The sequence below is a fragment of the Rhizobium esperanzae genome, assembly GCF_014197615.1.
GTDB lineage: Bacteria > Pseudomonadota > Alphaproteobacteria > Rhizobiales > Rhizobiaceae > Rhizobium > Rhizobium esperanzae_A.
The window spans coordinates 115,687-132,083 of sequence record NZ_JACIFY010000018.1 but is presented as its reverse complement, the minus strand read 5'-3'; the positions used below and the strand labels follow the sequence as shown (position 1 = coordinate 132,083).

The following is a 16,397-nucleotide window of genomic DNA, read 5'->3' as shown; positions in this document are numbered from 1 at the left end:
ACTTTCGCAAGCGACATGGCGGAATGGGCCGAACTTTCGACCCTCTGTATCGACTGCGGCAAGAGTGTTCACCCGGCTTCCAGCGAGCGGTAGATTTCTTCTTCCTGCGCAAAATGAAGGCGCGTAATGGCCTCCAGGCCGTGCAGCAGTCGCTGGACCTCATAGAGTTGCGCATCTGTCGGCACCTCGGCGGCAAACGCCTTGCACACGTCGCTTAGGTTGTGGATTTGCCGTTGGATCTCCATGTGAGTCCGGCTCATGCCGGCCAGAACGTCGGGTGCTGCCCTGTGCTGGCGCAGTCGCGCATAAACCTTCTCATCCTGTTTCTCGTGTGGAAGCAGGCGCTCACGGAGTTCGCGATCCAGCTTTTCGAGTTCGTCTTTTGTCTGCTCCCTGGGGAGGCGATGTATGCGATCCGCCGTGATGCGGATGTCGTCAATCACATCGGCCAGAGCCGCATGTTCAGCCTCCAGTTCCAGCAAAGTTTCGTTGCTCAGTCGAGGGAATGCGGTGCCAAACGACAGCGGCGGGCCAAGGGCGCGGAGCGCATTCATGATGACGAGGAAGTCGATCGCTTCCTGAAAAAGCGCTCCTTCCACCGGTGTCAGATGACCAAGTGCGGCCGCGACCATACCTGCCATCGAGAGGGCCATGCCGGCATAGACACTCTGCAGCGCAATCCTGCGCGACCGTCGCGCGACGTGGATGGCGTCGACCAGCCGGTCCAGCCGGTCGACCAGGATCACGACATCCGCTGCTTCGGATGAGGCAGCGGCCCCCCGTGCACCCATGGCAATGCCGACGTCGGCGGCCGCAAGCGCCGGCGCGTCGTTGACGCCGTCACCGATCATCAGGACTGGACGGCTTCTTGCTTGCTCCTTTTGCACGGCGATCGTCTTATCTTCAGGCTTCATTTCGCTGATGACCTCATCGACCCCGACAAAGGCGGCGACATCTTCAGCGAGATCGGCGCGGTCGCCGGTCGCAAGGACAATGCGCGCGATGCCGGCGTCCCGCAGATGCCGCAACACATAACCGGCTTCCGGACGAATTTGGTCAGCCAGGAGAATGGCTCCGGCCAGTGCGCCATCGATTGCGACGATGACCGCGACCGTTCCGTCGCGCCGTATCCAGCTTTTGATTTCTTCACGAAAGTCCGAATCTTGAAGCTTCGCACTCGCGAAGTTCCATCCGCCGGCCAGAACGTCATGCCCGCCGACGCGGCCCGTCAACCCGGAGCCGGGAGCCTCGCGCACATCCGAGGGCGTGTCGAGCACGAGCCCTCGCCCGCGGGCCGCGGTCACGAGAGCCTGCGCCACCACATGGGGAGAGCTCTGATCCAGCGACGCCGCCAGTCTGAGGACCTCGAGTGCGTCGAGATCGCCGCGCGCCTTTATCTCAATCAGCCGCGCACGGCCGTCGGTCAACGTTCCGGTCTTATCGAGGAGAGCGGTCCTTGCGGCTGCAAGCGCTTCAAGAGCGCCGCCGTCCTTGACCAGGATGCCTTTCTTCGCGCAGCGGGAGATGCCGGACACGATGGCGACCGGCACGGCCAGTATCAGCGGACAAGGTGTCGCCACGACAAGGACAGCCAGGGCCCGCGTCGCATCTCCGGTGAACGCCCAGGCGGATATAGCGATCGCCAGGGTCAGAGCCAGGAATAGCATGCCGAACCGGGCGGCCAGCCGCACCATCGGCGCTTTGTTCTCCTGCGCCGCCTTGACCAGCCGGATGACCGCCGCGTAGGTGCTGCCCGCCGCGGCACGCGTCGCCTGCAGGTCGAAAGCATCGCCGGCATTCGTTGAGCCGCTCATCACCGCCTGCCCGGGTTTTCGCCGCACCGGCAGCGCCTCGCCTGTCAGGGCGGATTCATCGAGCACAGCGGCATTCCCGGCAACGATGCCATCGACGGGAACAACTTCACCGCGGCGGACAAGAATGCGATCGCCGGGCACGATGGCCGACAAGGCGACGTCCTGGATGCGGCCGCATTCATAACGGGCTGCGGTGTTCGGCACCCTGCCGAGCAGCGCCGTCATCTCCCGGCCCGCCCGGTTTTGGGCAAAGTTCTCCAGGAACTGCCCGCTGGTAAACATGAGCGCAACAATAATTCCGGCAAAATACTCGCCGAAAACAATGGCTCCGCCCATCGCCAGCGCCGCGATGAGATCGAGGCCGAATTCTTTCTTGTGAAGGCTGATCCCTACATCGATCAGGAGGGCGGCAAGGACAGCCGCCGTTCCCGTCGTCCACAATTGCGTGGCAACATGCGGTTGCCCAGCCAATCTGGCGAGCCCACCGGCGACCAGCGCCAATGTGACCAGGGGCAGCATCCATGTTTTTGCGCCACGCCAACCCCGTATCAGCATGCGGTGTTTCTCCTACCCGAGACCGACGTGCAGAACGCGCCGGCAAGCCATCTTCGGCGTGCGCTAAAAAGGCCACGCCGGCGCCGCAGACCCGTTGAGCCTTGAGAATGCTCCTCCTGCGGAGGAGAATGTTTGAGCCAAATCAAGAAGAGGCCGGAAAGTGAGCCCATCAGTCAGCAGCACCTGTATTTCCGCGGAGAGCTCATTCCAAAACCTGCACCGATTGCAAGGCCATATTTGACGCCGATCAAAGCGGTCCGCCTGCAGCGCGCTACCTTGGTTCCGCCGGCTTAAGTAACGGCCCGCCCATTCAAAGATTTCCGTGCACCGCGCTCGTAGACGTGATGCGGTGCTTATTTCGTCATGGAGTCGACAATGCTCGTTCAAACCATCATGACTGCGCCGGCGATCACCGTAACGGCGTCCTCTTCCGTTGCGGAAGCCGCCAAACTGATGCTCGACAACAGGATCAGCGGCCTGCCCGTCGTCGACGCCAACGGAACGCTTGTCGGCATCGTCAGCGAAGGCGATTTCCTGCGCCGCAGCGAATTGAACACCGAGCGTAAACGCTCATGGCTGCTCGAGTGGCTGGCCAGCCCCGGAAAGATCGCCGACGAATATGTTCGCACCCATGGGCGACGGGTCGAGGAGGTAATGACATCGCCGGTCAGCGCCATTGCGCCGACCGCCGCCATTTCCGATGCGGTCAGATTGATGGAGCGCCAGGATATCAAGCGCCTTCCCGTCGTGGCCGATGGCAGGCTCATCGGCATACTCGCCCGCTCCGACGTGCTGCGCGCACTCTCGCAGGCACTGCCGCCCACCTCGGCTTCCACCGGCGATGCAGAGATCCAGGCGGCGATCGAGGCCGAACTGGCAAAGCAGAGCTGGAGCCGCAATGGCTTCATCCACTGCCATGTCGCCAACGGCGTTGCCGAACTGACTGGCACGATTTTCGATGAACGCGAGCGTCTTGCCGCAAAAATCGCGGCCGAGAATGTGCCGGGCGTCACGTCGGTCAGGGATCTCCTCGTCTGGGTCGATCCCTACTACGGCATAGCGCTTCCGCCACCGGACGCAGAGGCCAGACAGGCTTGAAACTTAAGGGAGACAAACCATGGGACATCCCTCGCCCGTCATTCGCAATGGCGCCGGCCGTTCTGGTTCGGTGAGGTCGCCGTGGCTGCAGAGCCGAGGCGCTGCCGAATATCTTCGAAGCGCAAACAGGAGGCCGGGACGCTGAAATGCCGAAAAGTCTGTTCGGTTTCGTGTTCCTGATGGGCCGCCATCACCAGATCGCGATCGCGGCTCTTTCTGTTGTTCTCTTTCTCGCCGGCACCGCGCCGCTGGAAGTCCAGAGGCGCATCATCAACGCCGCCACAGATGCGACCCCCTACCAGACCATCCTGATCCTCGTCCTTGCTTATCTCGGCCTTGTCCTTCTGGAAGGTCTGACCAAATTGCTGTTGAACATCTACCGTGGCTGGGTTGGCGAGGTCGCGGTCCGCTGGCTGCGCAAGTCGGCGCTTGCCGCTTCGGAACCCTCGAGCGGGGCTCCCATCGATGCCGTTGCCGAAGGCGTGCAGCTCTCGATCATCATTGCCGAGGCCGAACCGGTCGGCGGTTTCGTCGGCACCAGCATCTCGGAGCCGCTGCTGCAGGCCGGCATCCTGATAGCGGTCGGCGGCTACATGATCTTCCTGCAGCCCCTGATGGCGCTTGCCGTCGCCGTCGTCTTTCTTCCGCAGGTCGGCTTCGTGCCACTGATGCAAACGGCGATCAACCGCCGGGTCGAAACCAAGATCACCGTCATGCGCCATGTCAGCCAAAGCATGGTTCGGCATGTGGCGACGAATGATGCGCTCGATGCCCAGGGCGCCCGGGTGGAGAGGCTCTTTTCCCTGAACATGAGCATCTATAAGATCAAGTTCACGATGAATTTCATGATGAACCTGATGACGCAGCTGGGTTACGCCGGCATCTTCGCGCTCGGCAGCTATTATGTCGTCACCGGCAAGACGGAGATCGGAACCGTCGTCGCCTTCATTTCCGGGCTCTCCAAGATCAGAGATCCGTGGGGAGAACTTATCGATTGGTACCGCGATCTGAGGGTTACGCAGGTCAAATATGCCATGATCCGCGATGCGTGTGCTGTTCCAGAAGCGCGAAGCAGGGCGTTCGTCGATGACGCGACGAACGCAACCGGCGCCATGAAGGCTTGAAGAGGCGGCTACTGCGCGGTCCGAGGCGGCATCGACGATACAATCCCAGAGCTTGTTGCTCCGAAGCCGATTTTGAACATCGCCCGCAGGTTCTCAATGTGACAACAGGACAGGCAGGGTGATGCTCGTCAGTATTGATAGGGTGGCGCCGCCGAGCACGAATTCGCGCAGGCGAGAATGGCCGAAGCCGCCCATCACCAAAAGATCGGCCCGCACTTCGAAGGCTTTGCTTTGTAGCACCTCGCCGACCGGTTCACCATGCGCGCGCACTCGTGTCGTCTCTGCCGGCACCCCACTCTTCAGCAGGTTCTCGACGAGATCGTCGGCCGTTTCATCTGCCATCGGCTTTTCGTCGATGACGGAAAGTACGCAGACCTTGGAAGCCTTCTCCAGGAAAATGGAGGCGTCATGGGCTGCCCGAGCGGCTGCGCGGCCGCCATCCCAAGCGATGGCAACATGATCCATCCGGCCGCCGAAAGGCGCCGAGGGATAAAGGATGAGCGGCCGCCCGGACCCGAACAGAACCGCTTCGACGACCGGACGCGAGATCCCGGTCGATTCCAGAAGCACGAGATCGTAGGCGCGCGCCGCTTGCGCGAGCGCTTCGACGACGAAAGGCTCTTCAATCTTGATCTGCCGCGTGCGCGCATCGACAGAAGCCGCCTTTGCCTCGTCGACCGCCAGCCGGGTCAGTGCCGAGGCGCGCTTGCGGCTCAACGCCTGCGCATCACGCGCCATCTTCGCCGCATCGATGATCAGCGACGACAGCGCGTTGGAGACATTGGGAATGGTGATCTCCACTGCACAGACGGTTAGTGTTGCCTGCATGTGGTGCGCGAGTGCAACGGCATTGGAGATGATGAATTCCGAAGTCGCATCCGGATAGGTGAGGAGCGGAAGAAAGATATGCCGTTTCATGATTTACTCCGAATGAGGATCGGGACCTGATGCTGGCATTTTGAAGCCTGCCGGGAAGCGCGCATTGACATGCCTCAAAAGGAGCTTTGCGATCTCGAACGGTCGGAGAGGGGCTGCACAGACAATCACATCTCTGGTGTCTCGCGATCGCTGTCAATCACCGATTTGTCCAGCTTGTTGATCGTGGCCGCTGATCGGGATCACTTCAAGTGGGCATCGGGTGGCCAGCCTCGTGTTCGATCCTTCCGGCTTTCCGGACGGGACTTAAGGCTGGGGCCGAGATTGCGGTGTCGGCGGGATCGAAGCAGCTTTGCGTCCAGAGCGCATGCTCACTCGGCGGCCGGTCCTATCTCAGGCCTCAGATGGCGCCGGCGCCAGGTGGCGGGCGCCTCGCCGGTGCGTTTGCGGAAGAAGCGGGAAAAATAGGCCGGATCCTCGAAGCCGATCTCTCGCCCGATGTCTTCCACCGACCGGACAGTGAACATCAAAAGGCGCTTGGCTTCCAGCAGCCGCCGCTCCAGCGTCAATTCCTTGACGGACAACCCGAACACTTCGCGGGCCGCCTTGTCGAGGAGATGCGGCGTCGTCGCAAGGAGATCGACATAGGCCCCGACGGGCCAATCCTTCCTGTAGTGGAGATCGATATGGCGGCGCAGCGCAAGGCCGAGTGAGACCGTCGCCGACGTCGACGGCAACGCGACGCGGCCGCCGATGCGGCCCATCAAGGACAACACGACTGAGATCAGGCCGCATAGCACCTTTTCGCCCTCGGCGCCCTGCTCGCGATATTCTTCGGCCAGCATATCGAGCAGTGTCCCGAGCTTTGCCCATACCGGATCGGCCGGCTCGCCCGTCAGGAAGGTCGGCACGTCGAGATCGAGGGCGACCTGCGGCGCGATCGTCTTCAGCATATCGTCGGAGACCGACACCACGATCGCATCCGATTGCTCGTCGACATCGAAACCGTGCACCACGCTGCTCGGGACAAAACTCACGGCGGGAGCGGAAAAATTCCAAGTTCCCTCTTCGATCCGATAGGTTCCCCCACCCTGAAACCAGTAGGTGATCTGCCCCATCAGCGGATGCTTGTGCGGTGAAACATGGCCGAAATGGACGCTTTTGCGCTCCATCACCGTCTCGACATGCAGAAAGCCGACGTCGAGCGAACGGCTCGGCTCGCCATAGACGAAGAAATTCGGAACTTCGCTTCGCATCATCATGCCGGAAAAAGTACCAGCGAATTGCGGGCTTTGTCCATGGTCTCGCATCCTGTCCCGAATTAACCTTTGTCAATATCAGAAGGAGGAGCACGAGATGCGTTCAGAAGATCACCGCAGCGACAAGACGAGGCCGTTCACCGGCGCCGAATATCTCGCAAGCCTGCGCGATGGGCGCGAAGTCTATATCAACGGCGAACGCGTCGCCGATGTGACCACCCACCCGTCGATGCGCAATTCCGCCCGCTCGATTGCGCGGATGTACGATGCGCTGCACGACGAAAAGACCAAGGACCGCCTGACCTCGCCGACCGACACCGGCAATGGCGGCTATACCCATAAATATTTCCGGGTTGCGAAATCCTCCGCCGAGCTCGTCGCCCAGCAGGGCGCGATCGCCGACTGGGCGCGCATGTCCTATGGCTGGATGGGCCGCACGGCCGATTACAAGGCAGCGCTGATGAACACGCTCGGGGCGAACGCCGACTGGTACGGGCCGTTCAAGGACAATGCGCTTGCCTGGCACAAGCGGTCGCAGGAATCCGTGCTCTTCATGAACCACGCGATCGTCAATCCGCCGATCGACCGGCACAAGCCGGCCGATGCCGTGAAGGATGTCTTCGTCCACATCACCAAGGAAACCGATGCGGGTATTTACGTCTCCGGCGCCAAGGTGGTCGCCACCTCCTCGGCGCTCACCCATTATAATTTCCTCGCCCAAAGTTCGGCGACGGTGACGGAAGATCCTTCGCTCTCGGTGATGTTCATCGTGCCGATGAACGCGCCCGGCATCAAGATGTTCTGCCGTGTCTCCTACGAGCAGACCGCCAATACCGTCGGCCATCCCTTCGACTATCCGCTGTCGTCGCGCTTCGACGAAAACGATGCGATCCTTGTGCTCGACAATGTGTTCGTGCCCTGGGAGGATGTGCTCGTCCTGCGTGACGCCGCCAAGATCCTGTCGTTCCATCCCGCGTCGGGCTTCATGCATGGCTATTGCTTCCAGGGCTGCACGCGTTTTGCCGTCAAGCTCGATTTCCTCGCCGGCCTGCTCGCCAAGGCGCTGCGCGCCACCGGCGGCGATGCCTTCCGCGGCAATCAGGCGGCGCTCGGCGAAGTGATTGCGCTGCGCCACATGTTCTGGTCCTTCTCCAACGCCATGGCTTATAATCCGCAGCCCTGGGCCAATGGCGCCGTGCTGCCGAACATGGAAGCAGCCCTTTCCTACCGCACCTTCATGTCGGAGGCCTATCCCCGCGTCATCGAGACGGTGCGCAAGGTCGTCGCCTCGGGTCTGATCTATCTTCCCTCTTCGGCGAAGGATTTCGGCAATCCCGAAATCGACCGCTATCTCGCGCGGTATGTGCGCGGCTCCAACGATATGGGCCATGTCGAGCGCATCAAGATCATGAAGCTGCTGTGGGATGCGACCGGCACCGAATTCGGCGGCCGCCACGCCCTCTACGAACTCAACTATGCCGGCGCGCCGGAAGAGGTCCGGCTACAGGTGCTGAAGGGTGCCGAGCGCGGCGGGCGCCTGAGGGAGATGGAAGCGCTCGTCGATCGCTGCATGAGCGATTACGACGAAACCGGCTGGACCGGCGATACCTGGTTGCCGCCGCTCGATGCCTCATCTGCCATCCGCAACGCCGCCGAGTGAGGGCATGGCCATGGAGGAGCAAGTCTCGAAAACCGAGTTCCGTGATGCGATGGCTCGCGTCTGCGCCCCCGTCAACGTCATCACCACCAACGGACCCGCCGGGCGCGGCGGGTTCACCGCCACCGCCATGTGCAGTGTGACGGATGAGCCCCCGACGCTTCTGGTGTGCATGAACGGCCGCTCGGCGCAATGCGGCCTGTTCCTCGAAAACCACCGCTTCTGCGTCAACGTGCTTGCGGACGATCACCAGGAACTGGCCGGCTATTTCGCCGGCCGCCAGGCGGATATGGCGGCACGTTATGCGGCGGCGGAATGGGTCGACATGCCATCGGGAAGCCAGGCACTGGCCGGCGCGATGGTCTCCTTCGACTGCCGGCTCACTGAGGCGCGCCTGGTCGGCACCCACCACATCTTCATCGGCCAGGTCATCGGCATCCGCTCGCGGGCGGATGGTAACGCACTGCTCTATTTCGACCGCAACTACATCAACGTGCCGACGCAGGTGGGCAGTTTCGGAGGATAGGCGCAAAACCGACGCGTCGATTGAAGTGCTACAGCGCCGCGCGTCGAAACAGACGCGCGGCGCTGTAATATCTATCGGAGCGTGATGGTCTCGACCTGTTCCCGCTGCCCGAAATTCCTGCTTCAGAGCTGAATCCACGCCGTCTTCAGGTCGACATATTTGTCGAGCGCATGGAGCGATTTGTCGTGGCCGTTGCCCGATTGCTTGACGCCGCCGAGCGGGACGCTGTTGTCGGAGCCGCCATAGGTGTTGACGTGCACGACGCCGGCGCGGATGCCGCGCACCATCCGGTGGGCGCGCGACAGGTTCGATGTCCACACCGCCGACGCAAGGCCGTATTCCGTGACGTTGGCAATCTCCAGGGCTTCGGCCTCCGTCTCGAAGGGAATGATCGACAGGATCGGCCCGAAGACTTCGTCCCGCGCGAGCGTCATGGACGGGGTGACGTCGAAGACGGCCGGGCGCATGTAATAGCCGCCCGTCTCCTCCAGAATGCGCGCGCCGCCGGTGCGCAGCAGAGCGCCCTCGGCCAAGGCCCGGTCGATATGGCCGAGATTCTTCTCCAGCTGGATAGCGCTCGATATCGCGCCCGCCTCGGTGGAAAGCTGCAAGGGGTCGGCGACCGTCATGGCCGCGGCGATATGCGCGACGTTTTCGGAAAATTCCTCATGGATCGATTTTTCGACCAGCAGGCGGGAGCCCGCGACGCAGACCTGGCCGGAGTTGCGGAAAATGCCGTAGGCCGAGACCTTGGCCGCCTGATCGAGATCCGGCGCATCGGCAAAGACGATGTTCGGAGACTTGCCGCCGAGTTCCAGATAGACGCGCTTCAGGTTGGAGCGCGCCGAATATTCCAGCAGCCTGCGCCCGACCGGGCCGGAACCGGTAAAGGCGAGCACATCGATATCCATGTGCAGCCCCAGCGCCTCGCCGCTGACGGTGCCGCGCCCGGTGACGACATTGAGCACGCCATCCGGCAATCCTGCCTCCGCGCACAGGGCCGCAAGCCGCAGCAGCGTCAGCGAGGCGCCCTCGGCTGGTTTCAGCACCACGGAATTGCCGGCGGCAAGCGCCGGAGCGATCTTCCAGGCGCCGATCATCATCGGAAAATTCCACGGCACGATGGCGGCGACGACACCCACCGGTTCACGATGGATCAGGCCGAGAATATTGTCGGCCGTCGGGGCGATCTCGCCATAGACCTTGTCGATCGCCTCGGCATAGTAGCGAAAGGTGCCGGCGGCACTGCCCGGCTCGGCCTTCAATGCCATCGAGATTTCCGTGCCGTTGTCGCGCACGCCGAGCACGGCGAGTTCGAGCGCGTTCTTCTCGATGAGGTCGGCGATCTTCAGCAGCACCTTCTTGCGTTCGGCCGGTGCCGCCCGCGACCAGCTGCCTTTTTCGAAGGCGCGCCGCGCGGCCATGACCGCCCGATCGACATCTTCGGCGCCGGCATCGGCGATTGTTGTCAGCCGGGTTCCGTCGATCGGCGAAATGACCTCCATCGCGGCTCCGTCGACAGGCGGGCGCCAGGCCCCGTCGATGAACAATGCCTGCGGGGAAACGGACAATGTCCGCAGCTGGTCGATCTTGTCCTGCATCGCATGCTCTCACGAAAAAGGGTGGCGGGTTTTCCCGCCACCGCGATTGGAACTACTCAGGCTTCCTGGCCGGCGCCGAGCCGGGCAAAGCCGACGGCATCCGCCGACTTCAGGCGCACTGCGGCCAGCAATCCGATAGCCCCGGCGATCAGCACGAGGCTTGGCAGAAACAAGGCGAGCACGCCGTTTGCGCCGGCGATCGCGCCGAAGTTTGCCGAGATATAATAGACGAGCGCCAGGAGGATCAGCCCGGTGACAACGGGCAGCACCTTGATAACGAGGACATTGCGTTCAAGCCCCGGATTGCGGCTGAAGAAGGCGACGATCGAGAAGGCCGTGAACGCCATCAGCAGGATGATCGCCAGCGTCGCGACATTCGTGAGCCAGGAGAAGAGCGCCAGCACCGGATCCTGACCCGTCGCCGCAAACAGCGCGACGACGAGCACCGCGATGACGGTCTGGATGATCGAACCGACATGCGGGCTCTGGAAGACGGGATGCGTGACGCCGACCGACTTCGGCAACAAGCCCTCGCGACCGGCGACATACATATAACGTGCCACGCCGTTGTGGAATGCGAGGACGCCCGCAAAGAGGCTGGTGATAAAGAGAAGGCTCATCACGATGGTGATCCAATGGCCGACATAACGCTCCGCGAGACCGAAGAGGAACGTGGTCGGATCCTGCAGGCCCTGCAGTTCCGGCACGAGCTTGTCGACGCCGGCGCCGTTGACCATCAGCCAGGAGGTGAGCATGTAGAACAGGCCGATGATCAGCACTGAGATATAGGTGGCACGCGGCACCGTCTTTTCCGGCTCACGGGCTTCTTCGCTGTAGATCGTCGTCGCTTCGAAGCCGATGAAAGCGGCAAAGCAGAAGAGGATGCCGATGGCCGGCGAACCGCTCAGGAAGGCGGTCGGCGTGAAGGGTGCCGCGGAAAGGCCGGCATCGCCGCCCTTGATGAGGATCGCGGCATCGATGATCAGCACCACGAGATATTCGAGGATCACCAGCACCGTCAGAACCTTGGCAGAGAGATCGACGCGCCGGTAGCCGAAGACCGCGACGAAGGCGATGCCGACATAGGTCCAGACCCACCAGGGCAGAACCAGCCCGTAGCCGGCGAAGAAGCCTGATGTCGCGGCGCCGAACATGCCGAAGACGCCGATCTGCATCGCATTATAAGCGAGGATCGCGATCAGAGCCGCCGCGCCGCCCATGAGGCCGCCGAGCCCTTGCGCGGTATAGGCATAGAAGGCGCCGGCATTGCGGATATGCCGCGCCATGGCGACGTAGCCGACTGCAAACAGCAGCAGGATGCCGGTCACCAGCAGGAAGGTCAGCGGAATGCCCGGCCCGTTGCCGAGCATCATCGACAGCGGCACGCCGCCGGCGACCGCCGTCAGCGGTGCGGCGGCCGAAACCACCAGGAAGGTCACGGCGCCAACGCCGAGACTGTTCTTGCGCAGCTGGTTTTCAGCCGGCCCTTGCGAATTTTGTGTGTTCATCCGTGTTCGTTCCCCTTGTTGAGAATATCCGATCATCGCTGCGATTGCGCGCAGGCGACCTCCACCAAAACCGGACTGACGAGCGGGGCTTGTGCTTTTGTTGATTTTGCCGTCGTCAGCGCCTATGGTTCATTATTTGAACCTCAGCTTCAAATATAGACTTGCAAACAATCCCGGCCTCTGTCAAGTTAATTCGCGTGTTAAGTATCTTGGGTCGCTGCTATCGTGCCGCGGCAAAGGGTTTGCGGGCTGATTTGACGGATGGCGTAAAGCCGGATGCGACAGGCCGGGACATGAACCCTACCCAGGAGGAAGAACGATGAGCACGATCGGAAAGGCGCTTTCATTGCTGGACACCCTGTCACGGCTGGACAAGGAGGTGGGGCTAACCGACATCGCCCGCCTCTGCGCGCTCGACAAGGCGACGGCACGCCGCTTTCTGGTGGAGTTGGAAAGACATGGTTTCGTGGAGCAGGATCCCGATAGCCGCCGCTATCGGATCGGCTCGGCGCCGGTTCGGCTGGCGCGCATCCGCGAGGCCCGCTATCCCTTCCTCAGCATTGCGGTCCCCTTCATCAAGGCGCTCGCCGATACGTCGGCGGAAACGGTGCATCTCTCCGAATTCTCCGGCGGCAGGCTTTCGACCATCCATGTGGAAGATCCGCCGCGCGCTCACCGCATCATCGTCGATGTCGGCAGCCTCCTGCCCTTTCACGCCACCGCGTCCGGCCTCGCCTTCCTCGCCTTCTGCCCGCGGGCGGAGATCGACCAGGCGCTTCGGAAGCCGCTCGAAAAATTCACCGACCATACCGTCGTCGACCCGCACCTGATCCGCGGCCTGCTCGATGAGACGGCCGCGCGCGGCTTCTCCATCAGCCATCAGGGCCTGGAAGCCGGCGTCATCAGCGCCGCCGCGCCGGTGCGCGCCCCCGACGGCCGGCCGGTCGGCTGCGTCGCCGTCGCCGCGCCCCTCTCGCGCACCACAGAGACGGCCATTCACGAATTCGGCGCGCAGGCCAACGCCGCCGCCAATGGGATTTCAGAAAAATACTACGGGTCGGAAAGGCTCACGGGAACCAGTCCAGAAACCAGGAGGAGAGATTGATGAGCCCCGCGGCTCCCCTGCCAAGGATACTCGTCATCGGAACCGGTGACACCAAATGCGACGAGCTGCAATTCATGGCCTCCGTCATTACGGAAGCCGGCGGCCGGCCCGTCATGATCGATGTCAGCATTCTCGGCGACCCGCCTTATGTTCCCGATCATTCCAAGCATGACATCGCCGATGCTGCCGCGACCTCGATCGCCGAGATAACGGAAAGCGGCGATGAAAACAGCGCCATGGCCGCCATGGCAAAAGGCGCGGCGGCATTGACCCGCAGGCTTTACGAGGAAGGGCTCGTCGACGGGCTCATCGTGCTCGGCGGCTCGATGGGCACGGATCTGGCGCTCGACGTCGCCGCCGTCCTGCCGCTCGGCGTGCCGAAATTCGTGGTCTCGACCATCGCCTATTCCCATCTGATCCCGCCCGAGCGCATCGCGCCCGATCTGATGATGATCCTGTGGGCCGGCGGCCTTTACGGCCTCAACAGCATCTGCCGTTCGGTCCTGTCGCAGGCCTGCGGCGCGGTCGTCGGCGCCGCCAGGCACGGAACCAGACCCGATCGAAAGCGCCCGCTCATTGGCATGACCTCGCTCGGTTCCTCCTGCCTGAAATATATGAAGCATCTGCGGCCCGAGCTGGAAAAGCGCGGCTATGACGTCGCCGTGTTCCATTCCACCGGCATGGGCGGCCGCGCCTTCGAAGCCATCGCCGCGCAGGCCGGTTTTGCCGCCGTCTTCGACTTCTGCATCCAGGAAGTCAGCAACCACCACTACGGCACGGTGGTGACGTCGGGAGCCGACAGACTCGAAAATGCGGGACGTGCCGGCATTCCCCAGATCGTCGCGCCCGGCGCAGTCGACATGGTCGATCTTCAGGCTTGGCAGGCCCTGCCCGACATTTTCGCCGAACGCCCCTATCACGCCCATAACCGGCTGATCGGATCGGTGACGACATCGCCGGACGGACGGCGCGAGGTCGCGCGGCTCATCGGGCAAAAGCTGGAACGGGCCGAGGCCAATGTCGCCTTCCTGCTGCCGACCGAGGGGCTGCAGGAATGGGACAAGCCGGACGAGCCGCTGCATGATCCGGAAGGCCTTGCCGCCTTCCTCGATGAGATGCGCCGCGCCGTGCCGGCCTCCGTCACGTTCCGGGAAGTCGGCGCCCACATCAATTCCCCGTCCTTTTCAGCCGCAGCCCTTGCCATTTTCGACAGCTGGGTGGCCGAGGGCATCATTCCGCAAGGACGGCCATCATGACAGAACGCGCCCTCATCCTCGATTTCGGCGGCGTCGTCACCCGCACCCTGTTCGAGACGCATGACATCACCGAACGCGCGCTCGGCCTTCCGCAAGGTTCGCTCACCTGGCTCGGGCCTTTCGACACGACGACCGACCCGCTCTGGGTGGCGATGCAGAACCGCGAGATCAGCGAACGCGATTATTGGCTGAGGCGGGCCGGCGAAGTCGGCCGGATGGTCGGCGAGGACTGGGCCGACATGCAGACTTTCGTGCGCCGTGCCCGCGGCGCCGAAGCCGAGCTGGTGCTGCGCCCGGAAGCGCGCGACGCCATCCTGCGGGCCAAAGAGGCGGGACTGAAGCTCGCGATCCTGTCGAACGAACTCGATCTTTTTTACGGGGTCGAGTTCCGCAAGCGCTTTCCGCTGATCGACCTCTTCGACGTCATCGTCGATGCCACCTACACCAGAATCCTGAAACCCGATCCGCGCGCCTACGAACAGGTGCTTTCCGAGCTCGACCTGCCGCGCGCAGCCTGCGTTTTCGTGGACGACCAGAAGAAAAATATCGAGGGCGCCGAAGCCGTCGGATTGCCGCATGTGCATTTCGACGTCACCCGGCCTGCCGAAAGCTATGCCCGCGCGCTTGCGATGCTGGGGCTCTGAACCCGAGAGGAATACCGATGCGTGAAACCAACTTCATAATCGAAAACAACGCCCGCCACCTGTGGCATCCGATGGCCCATCCGGCCGAAATGCAGGCTCAGCCGCCGCGCATCATCAATGCGGGCGAAGGCGTCGAGATCGTCGACATCCAGGGCAAGAAGGTGCTCGATGCGGTCGGCGGCCTGTGGAACGTCAATCTCGGCTACTCCTGCGAGCCGGTGAAGAAGGCGATCCGCGACCAGCTCGACGAGTTGCCCTATTATTCGACATTCCGCGGCACGACCAACGCGCCGCTGATCGAGCTGTCCTACGAGCTTGCCGAATGGTTCAGGCCGGAGGGATTGAACCGTTCCTTCTTCACCTCGGGCGGTTCGGATTCGGTCGAGACCTGCCTGCGGCTCGCCCGGCAATATCACAAGATCACCGGGCAGCCCGAACGCACCAAATTCGTCGCGCTGAAGAAGGGCTATCACGGCACGCATTTCGGCGGCGCCTCGGTCAACGGCAACCAGAACTTCCGCCGCAATTATGAGCCGCTGCTTCCCGGCGTCATCCATCTGCCGGCGCCTTTCTCCTATCGCAACCCGTTCAACACGAGCGACGGGGCGGAGATCGCCGCCGCGATCGGCAGGCTCTTCGAGGATGAGATTGCCTTCCAGGGCGCGGATACGATCGCTGCCCTGATCGTCGAGCCGGTGCTGGGCGCCGGCGGCGTCATCGTTCCCCACGAAACCTTTCTGCCGCTGATGCGCGAGATCTGCGATCGGCACGGCATCCTGCTGATCGCCGACGAAGTCATCACCGCCTTCGGCCGGACCGGCGCCTGGACGGGATCACGGCTGTGGGGCGTCAAGCCGCACCTGATGTCGACCGCCAAGGCGATCACCAACGGCTACTTCCCCTTCGGCGCCGTCATGATCTCCGAGAAGGTCGCCGAGGTCTTCGAAGGCAGCAAGAACGGCCTGGGCAGCATCGGCCACGGCTACACCTATTCCGGCCATCCGGCGGGTGCGGCCGCCGCCCTTGCCACGCTCAAGGAAACGAAGCGGCTCAACGTCGCCGACAATGCGGCGGCTCGCGGAGAGGAATTGCTGACCGGCCTGAAGAAGCTGCAGGACAAACACGAGATCATCGGCGACGTGCGCGGCAAGGGCCTGATGTGCGCGCTCGAACTCGTCAGCGATCGCAAGAAGAAGAGCGCGGCATCAAAGGATGTCCTGCAGAAGGTGCAGGATGCGACCTACGACGCCGGCGTGCTTGTTCGCACCTCCGGGGCCAACGTCATCATGTCGCCGCCGCTCGTCGTGACGGCGCGGGATGTGCAGACGATCCTGACCGCACTCGATGCCGGCCTTGCCGGCGTGGGAGCGTGAT

13 protein-coding genes are annotated in these 16,397 nt (G+C 62.7%); 8 read left to right on the top strand and 5 right to left on the bottom strand.

Annotated features, from left to right (window positions below):
- Positions 1-68: 68 nt before the first annotated feature.
- Positions 69-2,369 (bottom strand): heavy metal translocating P-type ATPase, encoded by a 2,301-nt coding sequence (locus GGD57_RS22495; protein ID WP_184472476.1) that lies wholly within the window; start codon positions 2,367-2,369, stop codon positions 69-71.
- Between the two features lie 375 nt (positions 2,370-2,744).
- Here GGD57_RS22495 and GGD57_RS22490 point away from each other — a divergent pair, with 375 nt between their 5' ends.
- Positions 2,745-3,467, top strand: coding sequence for a CBS domain-containing protein (locus tag GGD57_RS22490; protein ID WP_184472475.1), 723 nt, complete (start codon positions 2,745-2,747; stop codon positions 3,465-3,467).
- A 146-nt stretch (positions 3,468-3,613) separates the two neighbouring features.
- Positions 3,614-4,591 (top strand): ABC transporter ATP-binding protein, encoded by a 978-nt coding sequence (locus tag GGD57_RS22485; protein WP_184472474.1) that lies wholly within the window; start codon positions 3,614-3,616, stop codon positions 4,589-4,591.
- 93 nt (positions 4,592-4,684) lie between these two features.
- On the opposite strand, the gene GGD57_RS22480 is transcribed toward GGD57_RS22485, so the two are convergent.
- Together GGD57_RS22480 and GGD57_RS22475 are read right to left on the bottom strand one after the other, a co-directional pair.
- The gene (locus GGD57_RS22480; protein ID WP_184472473.1) at positions 4,685-5,509 is read right to left on the bottom strand and encodes a universal stress protein; all 825 of its coding nucleotides are present in this window, start codon (positions 5,507-5,509) and stop codon (positions 4,685-4,687) included.
- Between the two features lie 329 nt (positions 5,510-5,838).
- A complete protein-coding gene (locus GGD57_RS22475; RefSeq protein WP_085740256.1) occupies positions 5,839-6,729 on the bottom strand; it encodes a helix-turn-helix domain-containing protein in 891 nt (296 codons plus the stop codon).
- A 94-nt stretch (positions 6,730-6,823) separates the two neighbouring features.
- On the opposite strand from GGD57_RS22475, the gene GGD57_RS22470 reads away from it, so the two are divergent.
- Both GGD57_RS22470 and GGD57_RS22465 read left to right on the top strand, forming a co-directional pair.
- The gene (locus GGD57_RS22470) at positions 6,824-8,386 is read left to right on the top strand and encodes a 4-hydroxyphenylacetate 3-hydroxylase N-terminal domain-containing protein (protein ID WP_184472472.1); all 1,563 of its coding nucleotides are present in this window, start codon (positions 6,824-6,826) and stop codon (positions 8,384-8,386) included.
- A gap of 10 nt (positions 8,387-8,396) precedes the next feature.
- Entirely contained in the window at positions 8,397-8,909 is a 513-nt protein-coding gene (locus GGD57_RS22465; protein ID WP_184472471.1) for a flavin reductase, read from the top strand.
- A 122-nt stretch (positions 8,910-9,031) separates the two neighbouring features.
- Here GGD57_RS22465 and GGD57_RS22460 read toward each other — a convergent pair whose 3' ends face one another.
- Both GGD57_RS22460 and GGD57_RS22455 read right to left on the bottom strand, forming a co-directional pair.
- Positions 9,032-10,510, bottom strand: a complete 1,479-nt coding sequence (locus tag GGD57_RS22460) for an aldehyde dehydrogenase (RefSeq protein WP_184472470.1) — start codon at positions 10,508-10,510, stop codon at positions 9,032-9,034.
- Positions 10,511-10,566: 56 nt separating this feature from the next.
- Positions 10,567-12,018, bottom strand: coding sequence for an APC family permease (locus GGD57_RS22455; RefSeq protein ID WP_184472469.1), 1,452 nt, complete (start codon positions 12,016-12,018; stop codon positions 10,567-10,569).
- A gap of 319 nt (positions 12,019-12,337) precedes the next feature.
- Between GGD57_RS22455 and GGD57_RS22450 the strand changes: the two genes are divergently transcribed.
- From GGD57_RS22450 to GGD57_RS22435, 4 genes are read left to right on the top strand one after another with little or no spacing between them, the layout of a single operon-like run.
- Positions 12,338-13,123, top strand: coding sequence for an IclR family transcriptional regulator (locus GGD57_RS22450; RefSeq protein WP_184472468.1), 786 nt, complete (start codon positions 12,338-12,340; stop codon positions 13,121-13,123).
- Positions 13,123-14,379 (top strand): Tm-1-like ATP-binding domain-containing protein, encoded by a 1,257-nt coding sequence (locus tag GGD57_RS22445; RefSeq protein WP_184472467.1) that lies wholly within the window; start codon positions 13,123-13,125, stop codon positions 14,377-14,379. Before GGD57_RS22450 ends, GGD57_RS22445 begins: the two co-directional genes overlap by 1 nt.
- Entirely contained in the window at positions 14,376-15,023 is a 648-nt protein-coding gene (locus GGD57_RS22440; RefSeq protein WP_184472466.1) for an HAD family hydrolase, read from the top strand. Before GGD57_RS22445 ends, GGD57_RS22440 begins: the two co-directional genes overlap by 4 nt.
- A 17-nt stretch (positions 15,024-15,040) precedes the next feature.
- Positions 15,041-16,396, top strand: a complete 1,356-nt coding sequence (locus tag GGD57_RS22435; RefSeq protein WP_184472465.1) for an aspartate aminotransferase family protein — start codon at positions 15,041-15,043, stop codon at positions 16,394-16,396.
- Position 16,397 lies beyond the last annotated feature (1 nt).

Coding starts and splice junctions, on each gene's coding strand:
- GGD57_RS22455 (WP_184472469.1), bottom strand. CDS start 12,018: ATGAACACACAAAATTCGCAAGGGCCGGCTGAAAACCAGCTGCGCAAG.
- GGD57_RS22480 (WP_184472473.1), bottom strand. CDS start 5,509: ATGAAACGGCATATCTTTCTTCCGCTCCTCACCTATCCGGATGCGACT.
- GGD57_RS22485 (WP_184472474.1), top strand. CDS start 3,614: ATGCCGAAAAGTCTGTTCGGTTTCGTGTTCCTGATGGGCCGCCATCAC.
- GGD57_RS22470 (WP_184472472.1), top strand. CDS start 6,824: ATGCGTTCAGAAGATCACCGCAGCGACAAGACGAGGCCGTTCACCGGC.
- GGD57_RS22450 (WP_184472468.1), top strand. CDS start 12,338: ATGAGCACGATCGGAAAGGCGCTTTCATTGCTGGACACCCTGTCACGG.
- GGD57_RS22460 (WP_184472470.1), bottom strand. CDS start 10,510: ATGCAGGACAAGATCGACCAGCTGCGGACATTGTCCGTTTCCCCGCAG.
- GGD57_RS22440 (WP_184472466.1), top strand. CDS start 14,376: ATGACAGAACGCGCCCTCATCCTCGATTTCGGCGGCGTCGTCACCCGC.
- GGD57_RS22475 (WP_085740256.1), bottom strand. CDS start 6,729: ATGATGATGCGAAGCGAAGTTCCGAATTTCTTCGTCTATGGCGAGCCG.
- GGD57_RS22435 (WP_184472465.1), top strand. CDS start 15,041: ATGCGTGAAACCAACTTCATAATCGAAAACAACGCCCGCCACCTGTGG.
- GGD57_RS22495 (WP_184472476.1), bottom strand. CDS start 2,369: ATGCTGATACGGGGTTGGCGTGGCGCAAAAACATGGATGCTGCCCCTG.
- GGD57_RS22465 (WP_184472471.1), top strand. CDS start 8,397: ATGGAGGAGCAAGTCTCGAAAACCGAGTTCCGTGATGCGATGGCTCGC.
- GGD57_RS22445 (WP_184472467.1), top strand. CDS start 13,123: ATGAGCCCCGCGGCTCCCCTGCCAAGGATACTCGTCATCGGAACCGGT.
- GGD57_RS22490 (WP_184472475.1), top strand. CDS start 2,745: ATGCTCGTTCAAACCATCATGACTGCGCCGGCGATCACCGTAACGGCG.